The 15,207-nt window shown below is 66.2% G+C and carries 13 protein-coding genes; 8 read left to right on the top strand and 5 right to left on the bottom strand.

Features of this window, described 5'->3' with window-relative positions; all coding sequences use genetic code 11:
• Positions 1–181: 181 nt before the first annotated feature.
• Positions 182–1,507, bottom strand: coding sequence for an RHS repeat-associated core domain-containing protein (locus tag ACFFGN_RS34720; protein ID WP_380057058.1), 1,326 nt, complete (start codon positions 1,505–1,507; stop codon positions 182–184).
• Positions 1,508–1,697: 190 nt separating this feature from the next.
• Here ACFFGN_RS34720 and ACFFGN_RS34715 point away from each other — a divergent pair, with 190 nt between their 5' ends.
• From ACFFGN_RS34715 to ACFFGN_RS34685, 7 genes are all read left to right on the top strand, one after another.
• On the top strand, positions 1,698–1,955 hold the full coding sequence (locus ACFFGN_RS34715; RefSeq protein WP_380057055.1) for a ribbon-helix-helix domain-containing protein: 258 nt from the start codon (positions 1,698–1,700) through the stop codon (positions 1,953–1,955).
• Positions 1,955–2,254 carry a type II toxin-antitoxin system PemK/MazF family toxin gene (locus ACFFGN_RS34710; RefSeq protein ID WP_380057052.1) on the top strand — a complete coding sequence of 100 codons (300 nt, stop codon included), beginning with the start codon at positions 1,955–1,957 and terminating at the stop codon, positions 2,252–2,254. The genes ACFFGN_RS34715 and ACFFGN_RS34710 overlap by 1 nt, the downstream gene beginning before the upstream one ends.
• A gap of 109 nt (positions 2,255–2,363) precedes the next feature.
• Positions 2,364–3,053, top strand: coding sequence for a hypothetical protein (locus ACFFGN_RS34705; RefSeq protein WP_380057049.1), 690 nt, complete (start codon positions 2,364–2,366; stop codon positions 3,051–3,053).
• A 55-nt stretch (positions 3,054–3,108) separates the two neighbouring features.
• Positions 3,109–3,960, top strand: coding sequence for an AraC family transcriptional regulator (locus tag ACFFGN_RS34700; RefSeq protein WP_380057047.1), 852 nt, complete (start codon positions 3,109–3,111; stop codon positions 3,958–3,960).
• Complete coding sequence (locus tag ACFFGN_RS34695) at positions 3,950–4,375, top strand: VOC family protein (RefSeq protein WP_380057045.1); 426 nt, start codon at positions 3,950–3,952, stop codon at positions 4,373–4,375. The genes ACFFGN_RS34700 and ACFFGN_RS34695 overlap by 11 nt, the downstream gene beginning before the upstream one ends.
• Positions 4,376–4,470: 95 nt before the next feature.
• The gene (gene recQ / locus ACFFGN_RS34690; protein WP_380057042.1) at positions 4,471–6,378 is read left to right on the top strand and encodes a DNA helicase RecQ; all 1,908 of its coding nucleotides are present in this window, start codon (positions 4,471–4,473) and stop codon (positions 6,376–6,378) included.
• 52 nt (positions 6,379–6,430) lie between these two features.
• On the top strand, positions 6,431–6,799 hold the full coding sequence (locus ACFFGN_RS34685; protein WP_380057039.1) for a nucleoside triphosphate pyrophosphohydrolase family protein: 369 nt from the start codon (positions 6,431–6,433) through the stop codon (positions 6,797–6,799).
• Positions 6,800–6,821: 22 nt separating this feature from the next.
• Here ACFFGN_RS34685 and ACFFGN_RS34680 read toward each other — a convergent pair whose 3' ends face one another.
• Positions 6,822–7,634, bottom strand: a complete 813-nt coding sequence (locus tag ACFFGN_RS34680) for a nucleotidyltransferase domain-containing protein (protein ID WP_380057036.1) — start codon at positions 7,632–7,634, stop codon at positions 6,822–6,824.
• Between the two features lie 77 nt (positions 7,635–7,711).
• Here ACFFGN_RS34680 and ACFFGN_RS34675 point away from each other — a divergent pair, with 77 nt between their 5' ends.
• A complete protein-coding gene (locus ACFFGN_RS34675) occupies positions 7,712–8,125 on the top strand; it encodes a putative immunity protein (protein WP_380057033.1) in 414 nt (137 codons plus the stop codon).
• A 286-nt stretch (positions 8,126–8,411) separates the two neighbouring features.
• Here ACFFGN_RS34675 and ACFFGN_RS34670 read toward each other — a convergent pair whose 3' ends face one another.
• From ACFFGN_RS34670 to dnaE, 3 genes are all read right to left on the bottom strand, one after another.
• Positions 8,412–9,875, bottom strand: coding sequence for a DUF3352 domain-containing protein (locus tag ACFFGN_RS34670; protein WP_380057030.1), 1,464 nt, complete (start codon positions 9,873–9,875; stop codon positions 8,412–8,414).
• A 593-nt stretch (positions 9,876–10,468) separates the two neighbouring features.
• A complete protein-coding gene (locus tag ACFFGN_RS34665) occupies positions 10,469–11,059 on the bottom strand; it encodes a hypothetical protein (protein ID WP_380057027.1) in 591 nt (196 codons plus the stop codon).
• Positions 11,060–11,117: 58 nt separating this feature from the next.
• Entirely contained in the window at positions 11,118–14,660 is a 3,543-nt protein-coding gene (dnaE, locus tag ACFFGN_RS34660) for a DNA polymerase III subunit alpha (RefSeq protein ID WP_380057025.1), read from the bottom strand.
• Between the last annotated feature and the right edge of the window lie 547 nt (positions 14,661–15,207).

Raw genomic sequence — 15,207 nt, 5'->3', positions numbered from 1 at the left:
TCAGCGTCCCATGCTACCGCTGACGACTCAACAACGGCACGGAGAACTTCTGTGACACGCTCGACGACCCTGTCGATCTCGCCATCGCTGGTCACAGTTAGTGAAGCGAGTCCGCTTCCTCCGGGTGTCTCATCGGCGCGGGCACCCGACGCCAAGTGACGAAGCTCATCAAGTATGAGCATCAGCACCCGCTCCCCGGGATGATCGCGCACTGCAGGCCCGGAAACTCCGATGACCGAAGGCCGAACGACCTTGTGGTCTGATTCACGTCGACTTGAACCACTGATCCCATCCTGGCCATCCTTTCGGGCACCGAGCGCGACACCAGGTCATCGTAGTACGACGTAGGCACAGCGAACGACTTAATCGTTGTTCCAGCATGACCCTGAGAAAGCCGGTTCGCCAAGAATCTCTGGGCGCGGGCCTCATCTCCAAAATTCAAAAACAACATACCCCTGCCCTTAATTGATACATCACCTGCAGAATCAATGTCCAAACGCTTATTGCCGGGCCCCTCAACACGGTATACCCGGATCGACGACTCGCCTGCCGCGTTTTTTGCTGCCACCTTTTCGGCTTGCTTGACCGCAACATTCACGACGGGGCGAACAGCAGGCTTGGATACTATGCCTCCACCAGGGACGAGCCAGAAGGCGATACCTGCAGTTCGGATCTTACAAACCGCACTGTTTGACGCGGAGCCGCAGGCAGTCGTCCAGTTAATTATTTCTTCTTTGGTGTCCTCGTAGAATTTTTTTCCGAGCGACGCAGCCATCTGCTGGCCACTCGGATTGTCGGTGATCCAATCTGCGGTGTTTTCGCCGAGCTCACGGGCCTTGCGCTTCACCGTGCGGTCGAAGCTGCTCTTCCAGTTGCCGATCTGCTCCCAATGCGAGTCCGAACTGCCGGTCGGCACCTCGTCAGTGGCGGTGTCCGGCTCGGGATCCGCCGTCGGAGGCGGGTCGGCCGGCAACGGCGGCGGTAGTCCTCCGTCGCCTAACGATTCGTTCTGGGTGCCGGCCGGGTCGGTGTAGACGAGGGGGTTGCTGTTGCCGTAGCTGTAGCCGTTGAGGGATTGCGGGTCGGACAGGTCCATCACCGGGTCTACCGAGATGAAGCGGCCCATCTTCGAGTCGTACTCGCGTGCGCCTAGATGCGTCAGGCGGGTCGAAGCGTCGATGACGCCGTCGACGAAACCGTGATTGGTTGCCCCCCACGGGCCGGCTGTCTGGCGCACGTTGCCGAACAGGTCGGAGCGACGCCGCGAATAGTCCTGCGTATACGCGTTGATGCCGATTTGGCCGGTTCCATGCGGATCTGTGATGACCAGATCAGCCGCTTCGACCCCGGTTCGGACGGCCACCGGAGTGCCGTTGAAGCTGTAGTACTGCGTCGAACTGAGCGAATCCGTCGCCTTAGTCCAGCGAACCTCCGTCGAGGGCAGGTACAGCGTCGCACCCGTCGGATCACGCCGAATGAGACGCTGGCCGTCGGCGGAGTACACCATCGACGTCGCCCCCGACGTAGATGTCACCGACGCTAGACGTCCTTCAACGTCCCAGGCGAAGATGTCTTTCGGCTTACCAACTTCCGTGCGGCCGGTGAGGTTGCCTGCCGCGTCGTACTCGTACGCCTCGAGGAGAATTTCGGCCTCCTAGGCGAATCCCAACTGCATACCAGAGTGGTATGGTTGTGGGATGAGTAAGCAGATTACCGTGCGGTTGCCGGATGAGATTGTGGAGTTCATCGATCGGCTGGTGGACGACAAGTTGGCGCCCAGCCGGGCCACTGTGGTGGCTCGGGCGATGGAGCGTGAGCGGCGGCGGGATCTGGCGGCGAAGGACGCGGCGATTCTGGCGGCGCTGAGCGAGCACCAAGGGCCGGATGGGGCCCGTGACGATCTGGACGAATTGGCGAGTTACGCCGGATCGACGCCGTTGACTGATCTCGACTGATGCGGCCGATTCATATTGCCCGGCTGGACAAGCCGCGGCCGGTGCTGGTGCTTACGCGTGAGCTGGTCCGCCCGCACTTGAACAACGTCACCGTCGCGCCGATCACGAGTACGGTGCGCGGGCTGTCGACCGAGGTGCCGGTCGGCCTTCAGAACGGTCTCGACCACCCGAGCGTGGTGAGTTGCGACAACGTGCAGACCATTCCCCGCAAGCAGCTCGGGCGGGCGATCGGCTATCTGCTGCCGGATCAGGAGCTCGCGTTGTCCGACGCGATCCGGTCCGCCTACGACTTGGACTGACCACCGCTTGCACCGAGCGCAGCCCGTTGGCAAGGTGAAATGATCCATCGCGCTGGCCAGCGGTTCTCCTGTACGGTCCCGAGAGACCCTGCGATGACTCGGAGAAGCCATGCGTTTTGGATCAGCTCTTGCCCTTGCCGGCCTAGCCGCCGCCCCGATGCTCGCCGTACCGGCCACCGCGCAGGCCGACGTACAGGCGTTGCCGCCGTGCACGTTGCTCGTACCAGCGAAAATCCGGGTGGTCACACCCAACACCGCCGTGACGTTCCGGGAGGGCGCGGACTGCAAGCGAGCCGGCGTGGTCTCCTCGAGTTGGCGCGCGTATAACCCCGACAATGTGAAGCCCTTCCCGCCGACGGCTCGGTTCGAGTACGGCTCCACCTCGATGGTGCATCAGTGGCCCGACCACTACTGGGGCCTGTGGCGGTTCAAGCCGCAATGGGCCTGGGACGACGACGTCAACCAAGTCGCAACTCAGAACACCCCCGCTACTTGGGTGAAGATGGGCTCGTGGGCCCAGGTGACGGCCACTCGTGTAGGCAGCAAGGTCACCTTGCGTACGTCGTCCGCCCGCTATGCCCATACGTCCAACAAGTTCGTGGCGTGGGCGGGATCGGTCGGACAGTTGCAGTACAAGGCGCCGGGTACGACGACCTGGAAGCCGCTGAAGTCCGTCAAGTCCAGCAGCCTCGGCAAGTACGCCTACACCTACACGTCGGCTGCAGCCCGGGACTACCGCGTGTACTTCGTGGACGCCACCCTGATCTGGGGTGGGCCCAGCGCAACCGTGCGCAAGTAGACCCAACGGCTTCGCCCGCCCAAAAATTGTCGGCGCCAGGATCTAGCCTGGAGAAATGGCACCCGAGTTCGAGCTTCGCGGTCGCAGCGCCACCCCGGCGCTGCGTCCGTTCGTCGCGGAGCTCGTGGGGTATGCCTACTCCGGCGATCCGCCTGCGCTGCATCGCGGGTTGCCCTCGCAGTTCCTGACCGTGGTGATCAGCCTCGACGAGCCGCTCGGCGTGGCCTGGCCGGGTGCGCCCGTCGACAAGTTCGACATGCTGATCAGCGGGTTGCACTCACGGGCGGTGGCGATCGGTGACTCCCCAAACCGTTCGGGCATCCAGCTCGCGCTCACTCCCGCGGGAGCCCGCGCGCTGTTCGGCGTACCGGCTGGTGAGCTCGGATCGATCGTTGTTGATCTGGACGCGCTCTTGGGTCGGCCAGCGAAGCAGTTGGCGGATCAGCTCCAGGCGATACCGGCCTGGGAGCAACGGTTCGACCGGATCGAAGGCCTCCTGCTCGAGCAAGATCCCGGGCGGGTGTCCGACGGCCTCAGACCGGAATTGGGTTGGGCCTGGCGACGGCTGCGCGAATCAGCCGGCGCCATCAGTGTGCAGGAACTGGCCCAAGAGGTTGGTTGGAGCCGGAGGCACCTGACGGACCGGTTCAGCCAGGAGTTCGGCCTTGCTCCGAAGGTCGCGGCCCGGGTGTTGCGGTTCGAGCGAGCCGTCGTGCGCCTCAAACGAAAACCCCGGACGAAGCTGGCGGACCTCGCGGCCGATCTGGGGTACGCCGATCAGGCCCATCTGACCCGCGAGTGGCATGCGCTGGCGGGGTGTTCGCCGCGCCAGTGGATGATCGAGGAACTCCCATTCGTTCAAGACGATCAAGCCGGAACCGAGCATTCTGGCAGGCATGAGCACTGAAACGAAGCAACAGAAGAACGTGATCGGCGTCTGGCCGACACTCGTGTATCGCGACGGAGCGGCGGCGATCCGCTTCCTGACCGAAGGCCTCGGCTTCCGGCTCATCGCGTCGTACCCCGGGGAGAGCGAGGGGTCGATCGCGCATGCCGAGTTGCACTGGCCGACCGGTGGCGGGGTGATGGTCAGCTCGCTCGACCGTGGCGCGGACAGCGAGTTCGACGTGCTCGCGGACCATCCGGCCTCGAACTACCTCGTGTACGACGACCCGGATGGCCTCTTGTCGCGGGCCCAGGCCGCCGGGGCGAAGCTGGTGCGTGGTTTGCGGGACGAGGATTATGGATCGCGCGGCTTCACGGTGAGCGACCATGAGGGCAATTTCTGGAGCGTGGGCACCTACGCCGGCGAAAAGCCCTGACCAACGAAGCACCAAGCGCACGCATTGCGGGCGGGTTATCCACAGGGGCGGCCTGGTGGCGGGTATTGCCGTCGACGGGCTCGTAGAATCCCGGGGTGGCTGCTGTGGAGAACCCGTCCGAATCGAACGCTCCAACCCTGGAGGAGAAGCCGCCGACGCTTGACGCCTTCAGGCCCGAGATCGCGTCGGAGGTCAGCGAAGCACTGAACGTGCTGAACCGGGTCTTCGGTTACGACGCCTTCCGCGGCGAACAGCAGGAGATCATCGAGCACGTCATCTCCGGTGGCGACGCGCTGGTGCTGATGCCGACCGGCGGCGGGAAGTCCCTTTGTTACCAGATTCCCGCGCTCGTGCGCAGCGGCGTGGGCGTGGTCATCTCGCCGCTGATCGCGTTGATGCAGGACCAGGTCGACGCGCTCACCACGGCCGGCGTCCGGGCCGGATTCCTCAACTCCACACAGGATTTCGAGCAGCGCCGCGAGGTTGAACAGGCGTTCCTCGCGGGTGAGCTCGATCTGCTTTACCTGGCGCCCGAGCGCCTTCGCGTCGAGGCGACCACCAGGCTGCTCGACCAGGGCAAGATCTCGCTGTTCGCGATCGACGAGGCGCACTGCGTTTCGCAATGGGGACACGACTTCCGGCCCGACTACCTGATGTTGTCGGAACTGCACGAGCGCTGGCCCGACGTGCCGAGGATCGCGTTGACCGCGACGGCGACCGAGGCTACGCACGCCGAGATCGCGACCCGGTTGAACCTCACCGAGGCGAAGCACTTCGTCGCCAGCTTCGACCGGCCGAACATCCAGTACCGGATCGTGCCGAAGGACAACCCGCAGAAGCAGTTGCTCGATCTGCTTCGCAATGAGCACGAAGGCGACGCGGGAATCGTCTACTGCCTCTCGCGCAACTCGGTCGAGAAGACCGCGGAATTCCTGGTGAAGAACGGCATTCCGGCCGTGCCGTACCACGCCGGACTCGACAGCCGCGTGCGCGCGAAGAACCAGTCCCGCTTCCTGCGCGAGGACGGGCTCATCGTGGTCGCGACGATCGCCTTCGGCATGGGAATCGACAAGCCGGACGTGCGATTCGTCGCGCATCTGGATCTGCCGAAGTCGGTCGAGGGCTACTACCAGGAGACTGGCCGCGCCGGTCGTGACGGACTGCCCTCGACCGCCTGGTTGGCCTACGGTCTGCAGGACGTCGTTCAGCAGCGCAAGATGATCGACACGTCTGAGGGCGATCTCGCGCACCGGCGACGACTTAGTGCGCATCTGGACGCCATGCTCGCGTTGTGCGAAACGGTGGAGTGCCGACGGGTCCAGCTCCTCAACTACTTCGGTCAAGCCGCTACTCCATGCGGCAACTGCGACACGTGCCTCAACCCGCCGGAGTCGTGGGACGGGACTATCGCCGCGCAGAAGCTGCTCTCAACCGTCTACCGCCTCCAGCACGAACGGCGGCAGAAGTTCGGCGCGGGCCAGATCATCGACATCCTGCTCGGCAAGACCACGCCGAAGGTCACCCAGTTCGACCACGACAAGTTGAGCGTCTTCGGCATCGGAACCGAGCTGCGCGACACCGAATGGCGCGGCGTGATCCGGCAGCTCCTCGCCCGGCAACTGCTCGCGGTCGAAGGTGATTACGGCACGCTCGTGCTCACCGAGGACAGCGCCGAGGTCCTTGGCCGCCGGCGCGAGGTCCCGCTGCGCCGCGAGCCCGAGCGCGCGAGCCGGCCGTCCAGGTCGTCGCGGAAGGCGAGCCCGGCCGCGGATCTGCTGCCCGAGGCGCTGCCGGTGTTCGAGCGGCTGCGTGCTTGGCGTGGCGCCGTCGCCAAGGAACAAGGCGTCCCGGCGTATGTCATCTTCCACGACGCCACCCTGCGCCAGATCGCCACCGAAATACCCGACACGCTCGCCAAACTCGGCACGATCAGCGGCGTCGGTGAGAACAAGCTCGCCAAGTACGGCGAAGGCGTGCTGGCGGCGCTCGCGGCCGACGCCTGATCCAGCCCCGGCAGGCCTGATCCAGCCCCGGCTCGGTCGGTAGGTTGCCGGGATGGACTTTGCGGAGATGCGTGGGCGGGCTCTTGAGGTGCGGGCGTTGTACGCCGACTGGGAGGTACGACGGGACGGGCGTGCGTGGTCCGCGACCGAGCTGATGAACGGTTTCACCGGCGACGTGGGCGACCTGGCGAAACTGGTCGGCGCGCACGCGGGTTCCCGTCCCGGGCCCGAGGATCTGCCCGCCGCCCTCGGACATGAACTAGCCGACTGCCTCTGGAGCGTGCTGGTCATCGCCGACGCGGTCGGCGTGGATCTCGAGCAGGCGTTCACCAGCACGATGAACGACCTCGAGGACCATGTCCGCGCCCAGCTCGCGATCGAAGACCCGGTACGACGTACACCCGGGTCTTCCGACCAGTAGGCCTCAGCCTGCGGAGCGGGAATCAGCCTGCGGAGCGGGCGGAGTCTGCCAGGGCCCGGGCGGCTTCGCAGGCATCGGGGAGGTTGGCCGGAGTGAAATCGGTGAGGATGTCGTCGAGTCCCGAGAGGCCCGCGCGGCTGAGCAGGGTCTTCTCGTTGGTGGTCCATTCGCCCCGGGCGGAGAGGACCGCGTGGGCGGCGTACGACATGGCGACGGTCAACGTGGCAGCGCATTGGGCCAGACGGCCTTGGGCGGCATGGCCGTCGGCGGCATATCCGAAGGTGAGCTCGGCGAGGCTCCACCAGACCTTCGGGGCGTTCTCGCGCAGGGCCTCGGGGTACGACGGCTGTGGCAGGTCGCCGCGGAGGACCTGGTTGATCGCGAGTTCGCCGACGACGATGTAGCTGGGAATCCCGGCCAGGTGGAACATCAGCCGTTCGGTCCGGAACCGCCCTTGCCGAGCTTCGGCCAGTTCGTGCTCGACGGAGTTCAGGTCGCGGTAGTGGATGTCAACCGGCCGGCCCTCGACGTGGACCCAGGCTCCACCGTTGAAGACGCCCCCTCCCCACGCGCCAACTTCGGCCACCTCACCGGGCCAGCCGACATCGCGCAGGTCCTGCGGATCGAAGGTGCCGCGGTAGTAGATCGAGAGGTCCCAGTCGCTGTCCGGGCGATTCGTGCCCTGCGCCCGCGAGCCACCTAGTGAAACGGCTTCTACTCCGGGCAGTCCGGCGAGGCGGTCGGCCAGGCGATCCAGGAAGGCTGAATCGTCAGGGACTTCGCCCGGGCCGAGCGCCGGGTTGGGCGTCTGGCTGAGGGAACCTGGGCGGGACATGCCGTAATTGTTGCCGAGGGCTCGCGCTTAGGCACACGATTTACCAGAGAGTGTGATCGCAGCCTGGGGAAGGATGCATGGAGGATCACCAAGCGCTGGCTCGTTGGGCCGCCGATTGTGCCGAACACGTCCTCCCCCACTTCGAGCAGGCCGAGCCCACCGACGACCGCCCGCGACTCGCGATCGAGGCTGCACATGCCTGGGCCCGAGGGGAGATTTCGGTGACGGCGGCGCGGGATGCCGCATTCGCCGCGCACGAGGCGGCCCGGGAGGTCTCGCAGCCGGCGGCACGTTCCGCCGCGCGCGCCGCCGGGCATGCCGCCGCGACCGCGCACGTGATCACGCACGCGTCACACTCCGCGTCGTACGCCGCCAAGGCCGCCACCCAAGCCGGCGCGGACGAAATCGCCACGGTGGAAGAACGCGACTGGCAATACCGCCAACTACCCGACCACCTCCGCGCAAAGATCTTCCCCGCCAGTACGCGCTGACCTGCCAACCGGAGATGCCTCCGCACGAACCAGCTCGCCAGCCCGGTCAGAAGAGTCCGATGAACCACGACACGCCTGGTCACAAGGGCCCGACGACACGCCGGCAGATGGTCACAAGCGTCCAATGAACGGCGACACACCGCGTCACAAGGGTCCGATGAGCGGGATACGACGCGCGGGGCGGGCTGCGTTGCATGTCGATGGGCCAGGGTCGGCGTCTGGGCCTGGCTGGATGGCCGCCAGCCGCCGGGGCCGGGGGCGCCGACGGCTGGAGGTGGAGTGCTGGTTATTTGGCTACTAGGCGGAGGGTGAAGTCCGATTTGCCGTCGGCGGTTACTTGGCTGACCAGGCCGGCGGAGCGGAGGGCTTTGAGGTCGGGGTTGTCGAGTCGGGATTGCATGGCGGAGACAGCCTCGAAGTCGACGTAGGCCAGCATGATGGCGTTGTCCGTGTTCGGGACGGCTTGTTTGAAGGCTTCGGAATCACCTAGGTTGCCGTCCTTCAGTACCTCGTCCGCGTAGGACTGGGAGGTGCCGAGTACGAGGGTGTCGGAGTCCTGGACCTTGACGACCGGGATCTCCCGGCCTTTGCTGCGGGCGATGCCGAGCAGCTTGTCGGCTACCGCGGCCGCCTTGGCCGGATCGGTGTTGATCTTGGCCGCGACCTTGGGACCGCCGTCGGTCGACTTGTCGAGCGAAACCGCGAGGCTCTTGCCGAAGAGGACCTTGAGGTCGTCGGGCAGGACCAGACCGTACTGCTCGGCAAAGCCCTTGGCCATCTCGGTCGGGTTGAACTTGTCGGACGAGACCTTCTGCATCTGGGTCCAGATCTCACCGATGATCGATTCGCCGCTGCCGATACCGATCGCGGCCGCGGTGGTCGACGGCAGGGTGTTCACCGCGGCCGAGGCGCCACCGGTCATCGGGAGCTTCGCGGTGGACGGATCCACGCGGCCGATGCCCTTCAGCTCGACGAACTTGTCGTCGAACCGCAGCGCGGCAGCGAAACTGCCCGCGGGCACCTTGCCGTCGGGCCGCTGCAACTCCTTGGTGGCCATCGCCGCGATGCCCTTGCCATCGGCCCAGAACGAGGCGAAGCCCGGTTCGCCCAGCTCGTCCATCGTTTTGGTGAACTCGCTGTTCTTGGCCAGCGGGTTTTGCTTGCCGTCGGCAACCGCCTTCTCGGCGAGGGCCTGGTCCTCGGCCAGCAGCACGTAGTCGCCGCTGAAGGCCATGCCCGGCTTGTCCTCGGCATCCTCATTGGCGAAGAGCTTGTCCAGACCTGCCTTGGCCTTGCCTTCGTCCTTGATCTGAACGGCGACCACCGGCTCCGGCTTCTGGTCACCGCCAGGCAGCGCGACAACGCCCGCGCGGTCGCCGAGCCACGGGTCGATGTCCTTCTTGAAGTCGACGTCGGCGAGTTCGCCGCCCGACTCCTTCTTGATGAACTCGAACAGCTTCTGGCGCAGATCGTCCTTGTCGCTGGTGATGCCCATCTTTTCCTTGACCGACGGGAACTTCATCCCGAAACGCAGTGCGGCCACCTTCTGGCCGGCACCCGGGTCGAGGTCGATGCGCGCGTAGGCGATCGCGTTACCGGGCAGGACCGCCTCGGGCTGCTCGCCGCCGCCCGAGATCCTGCTGTACGCAAAGGCTCCACCGGCGCCTGCGACAAGGAAGACGGCCAGTGCCGCGATGAGCGGGACCAGCTTGTTCCGGCGCTTCTGCGGCTCAGGCTGCCACTGTTGCATGTGCACGCCACCAGGGCCGCCGGGACCACCGGGGCCGAAACCACCCGCTCCGTACGTCGACCCCGGCTGCCCGCCGCCGTACTGGCCCGGGCCGTAGTGCCCGGGTCCACCCGGTTGACCGGGAACGCCGTACGGCGGGGCACCACCGGGAACTCCATAAGGCCCCGGACCACCGGGACCAGCAGGAGCCCCGGGTCCACCGGGCCCGTTCGGGGCGCCAGGGCCGCCGGGACCGCTCGGAGCGCCGTACTGGCCGGGTGTGGGTTGGCCCGGAGCGCCTTGTCCGTAAGGCGGTTGGCCAGAGGGAGGACCGTAGGGCCCGGGCTGCGGACGCCCAGCACCGTAAGGCGATTGGCCGGCAGGCCGACCGTAAGGCCCGGGCTGGCCGGCGGGAGGACCGTAAGGCCCGGGCTGGCCGGCGGGAGGACCGTAAGGCCCGGGTTGGCCCGGTGCGCCGCCGTGGGCCGGGCCGGGTTGGCCGCTGTAGGGACCACCGGGATTTCCCCCACCCGGGTGGCCGCCGTACGGCGGGTTGGTGTGGTCAGACATCGAGCCCCCTCCGATCGTCCGGCAGGTCGCCGGGCCGGGTCAGGTTAGTGCATCCACGGCGTCTGTTCCGACGCAGCCGGAGCCGATCCGGTTGCAGGCGCGGGCGCATCGTTCCGCCAAGTCGTCGCGGCGATGATGGCGGCGACAAGAGCTGCCCCGACAACCCAGGAAACAAGGGGGGTCCAGCCATGCAGTTCGAGCGGTGCCGGCAGTAGGTCGCCTGGTTTGGCGGCCTCCAGCCGGGGGTCCAGCGGATCATGGCCGAGCAGCATACCGACGCCCCAGGCCACGACTGAGCCGAGCGCGGAACCGGCCACAACGATCGCGACGGACCACGGACCGTAGCGATTCAGCCACCAGAACAAGGCACCGCCGAGCACCAGGCCGGCGATGAAACCGATCGCGGTGAAGGTGCCGTCGGGACCGAAGACCCGGGTCATCTCCTCTTCCGGTAGGGCGCCACCGTTCGCGTCGACCGTGTACCGGGCGAGGGGCGCGAACTGCTGCCAGGCCCAGCCGCCGATCGCGCCCGCCACCAGATAAACGGCGACGGTGATGCCGAGGGCACGGGCCCAGGGCATCGGCGGCTCAGGCACGACGGGCTGCTGGTAATACGGCTGGGGATACTGGCTCACCTCGCCAGTGTGACCCATCACCGAAGGCCTACCGCACCGCGGTCACGCAGCTGGATCATCAGCTGGCCAGACAGTGCGGGCCGAGCAACGCCTTCAGGTCGGCCATCAACGACGGCGTCGGAGTGACCCGGAACCGGTCACCGATCCGCATCACCGTCGTCTTCTGCCGGGCCTGCAAACGCAACTGCACCTCGGTCATGCCCGGGTGGGACGACAGCACCTCGCGCAACTGCTCGACCACCGGCGGCGTACACCGGTTGACCGGCATCGAGATGACCACGGGTCCGGACGGGCCTTCGGTCAGATCGGGCACGGTGACGTCGGAACCACTCAGCTCGATCCGGTCGTCGCGGCGCCGGATCCGGCCCTTCATCAAGATGATCGCGTCGTTGACCAGTACATGCGCGGCCAGCTGGTACGCCGAGGAGAACATCATCACCTCGATCGAACCCTCCAGGTCCTCGATCGTGACGATGGCGTAGATGTCGCCGCGCTTGTTCACCTTGCGCTGGACCGAGGTGACCAGGCCGCCGATCGTCACCTGAGTGCCGTCGGGGCGCTCGTCGTCGGCAAGCAACTGGCCGATCGTGCAGTCGGTGCCGTTGGTGAGCACGTGCTCGACGCCGAACAGCGGGTGGTCGGACACGTACAGCCCGAGCATGTCCCGTTCGTGGGCGAGCTTGGTCTGCTTGTCCCACTCCTCGATCTCCGGCACCTGCACGGTCAGCCGGCTACCACCCTCGCCGGTGTCGTCGTCGCCCATGCTGAACAGGTCGAACTGGCCGTGTGCCTCGTTGCGCTTGAGGTCGATGGCCTCGTCGACCGCCTGCTCGTGCACGGCGACGACCGCGCGGCGCGCATGTCCCATCGAGTCGAACGAGCCGGCCTTGGCCAGCGACTCGATCACGCGCTTGTTGCAGACCGGCAGCGGCACCTTGTCGATGAAGTCCACGAAGTCGGTGAACCGGCCCTCGGACTCGCGCGCCGAGACGATCTCGGCCACCACGTTGACGCCGACGTTGCGGATCGCGGACAGGCCGAAGCGGATATCGGTGCCGACCGGGGTGAAGTTCGAGTCGGACTCGTTGACGTCGGGCGGCAGCACCTTGATGCCCATCCGGCGGCACTCGTTCAGGTAGATGGCCATCTTGTCCTTGTCGTCCTTGACGGACGTCAGAACGGCGGCCATGTACTCCGCGGGGTAGTTCGCCTTCAGGTAGGCGGTCCAGTACGAAACCAGACCGTACGCCGCGGAGTGCGCCTTGTTGAACGCGTAGTCGGAGAACGGGACCAGGACGTCCCACAGCGCCTTGATCGACTGCTCGGAGAAGCCGTTCGCCTTCATGCCCTCGGAGAAGCCGACATACTCCGCGTCGAGCACCTCGCGCTTCTTCTTACCCATCGCCCGGCGGAGCAGATCCGCTTTACCCAGCGTGTAACCGCCGAGTTTCTGCGCGATCTCCATGACCTGCTCCTGATACACGATCAGGCCGTACGTCGTACCGAGGATGGGCTCCAGCGCGTCCGCGAGCTCGTCGTGCGGGTAGCTGATCTCCTGCTGCTTGTTCTTGCGGAGGGCGTAGTTGGTGTGCGAGTTCGCACCCATCGGGCCCGGGCGGTAGAGCGCGCCGACGGCGGAGATGTCCTCGAAGTTGTCGGGCTTCATCAGCCGCAGCAGCGCCCGCATCGGGCCACCGTCGAACTGGAAGACGCCGAGGGTGTCACCACGGCCGAGCAGCTCATAGGTCTTGGCGTCGTCGAGGGTCTCACCGAGCGCGTCGAGGTCGAGCTCGATGCCGTGCGCCGCCTCCACGTTCTTGACGGCGTCGTCCATGATCGTCAGGTTGCGCAGACCCAGGAAGTCCATCTTGACCAGGCCGAGCGTCTCGCAGCTCGGATAGTCGAACTGGGTGATGATCTGGCCGTCCTGCTCGCGGCGCATGATCGGGATCAGGTCGATCAGCGGCTCGCTGGACATGATCACGCCGGCCGCGTGCACACCCCACTGGCGTTTCAGGTTCTCCAGGCCACGGGCGGTGTCGACGATCTTGCGCACGTCGGCGTCGGACTCGTAGAGCGAGCGGAACTCGGTCGCCTCGCTGTAGCGCTTGTGCGAGGGGTCGAAGATGCCGGACAGCGGGATGTCCTTGCCCATCACCGCGGGCGGCATCGCCTTGGTGATCCGGTCACCCATCGCGAACGGGTAGTCCAGCACCCGGCCGGCGTCCTTGATCGCCTGCTTGGCCTTGATCGTGCCGTAGGTGACGATCATCGCGACCCGGTCATCGCCGTACTTCTCGGTGACGTAGCGGATCACCTCGGGGCGGCGGCGGTCGTCGAAGTCGATATCGAAGTCGGGCATCGACATGCGCTCCGGGTTCAGGAAGCGCTCGAAGATCAGGCCGTGCCGCAGCGGGTCGAGGTCGGTGATGCGCATCGCATACGCGCACATCGAGCCGGCACCGGAACCACGGCCCGGGCCGACCCGGATGCCCTGGTTCTTCGCCCAGTTGATGAAGTCGGCGACGACGAGGAAGTAGCCGGCGTAACCCTTCGAGGTGATGACCTCGATCTCGTATTCCGCCTGCTTGCGGACGTGGTCCGGCACGCCCGCCGGGTAACGCTTGTGCAGGCCGGTCTCCACCTCGGAGACGAACCAGGACTCCTCGTTGTGTCCCTCCGGGCAGGGGAAGCGCGGCATGAACCGGCCCTCCCCCTCGGTGAAGGTGACGTTACAGCGCTCCGCGATCAGCAGCGTGTTGTCGCAGGCCTCGGGGTGGTCGCGGAACAGCTCGCGCATCGCCTCCGACGGCTTCAGGTAGAACTCGTCCGCCTCGAACTTGAACCGCTTCGGGTCGGACAGGGTCGAGCCGGACTGCACGCACAGCAGCGCCGCGTGCGCGACGGCGTCACCCGGGTGGGTGTAGTGCAGGTCGTTCGTCGCGACCAGCGGCAGGCCGAGTTCCTTCGCCAGCTTGAGCAGGTCGGCCTGCACGCCCTTCTCGACGTCGAGGCCGTGGTCCATCAGCTCGCAGTAGAAGTTGTCCGCGCCGAAGATGTCGCGGAACTCCGCCGCGGCCGCGACGGCCTCCTTGTACTGCCCGAGGCGCAGCCGGGTCTGGACCTCGCCACCGGGACAGCCGGTGGTCGCGATCAGGCCGTCGCCATAGGTCTGGAGCAGTTCGCGGTCCATCCGGGGCTTGAAGTAGTAGCCCTCGAGGCTGGCCAGCGAGGCCATCCGGAACAGGTTGTGCATGCCGTTGGTGTTCTTCGCCAGCAGCGTCATATGCGTGTACGACCCGCCGCCGGAGACGTCGTCGCTGCTGTTACCGCCCTCGCTCCACTTCACCCGGCGGCGCTCGGTACGGTGCGTGCCCGGGGTGAGATATGCCTCGACGCCGATGATCGGCTTCACGTCGTACTTCTGGGCGGTCTTCCAGAACTCGTAGGCGCCGAAGACGAACCCGTGGTCGGTCGTCGCCAGCGCGGGCATGCCCATCTGCTCGGCGGTCTTGAACAGCTCATTGATCCGTGCGGCGCCGTCCAGCATGGAGTACTCGGTGTGGTTGTGCAGATGCACGAAACTGTCGGCGGACGGCATGTCTGAACAGACCTCCAGGGGACGCCGGTGAGCGGGATGAACCTCACCCTAAACGCCGCCTCGGACAGTTTCTGAATCGCCAGGCCGAGCGGGACCGAGCCGCCCGATATCCGGGCGCGCGAGTCCGCCCTCAGGATGCGTTCATCCGCCCTCTCAGTGCCCCGCAGACGGCGGGATCCACCGGAGCCGGATTGTTCCGTTGCCACCCGTCCCCCTGAGGAGTCGCGTGGTCAGGCCGCGGGTGAGGTCTGCCGGTCGACTCGAGCGGTCCCGTACCGGGATCACAAGTGGCCACGTCGGCGTGGTTGACGCCGCTCGCGGAGGTGGACCGATCCGCGCCCGCGGACGACCGGGTCCTTATCTCGCCTGTTCACCGGGTCGACCTTTGACGTCGGGGGTCGACGTACCAAATCTGACGGGTCCATCCCCTATTCCGACGGTCGACCCTCGGAACACGTCAGCCGACACAGTCCACTGCCGAGTATTTGCGCGACTACCTGGCTGCAGAGCCTGTTGAGGAATGGGTTCGGGTGGTGGTGGGGTAGGG

The sequence above is a fragment of the Kribbella deserti genome, from assembly GCF_042434725.1.
Classification (GTDB): Bacteria; Actinomycetota; Actinomycetes; order Propionibacteriales; family Kribbellaceae; genus Kribbella; species Kribbella deserti.
This window is presented reverse-complemented; position numbering and strand designations above follow the sequence as displayed.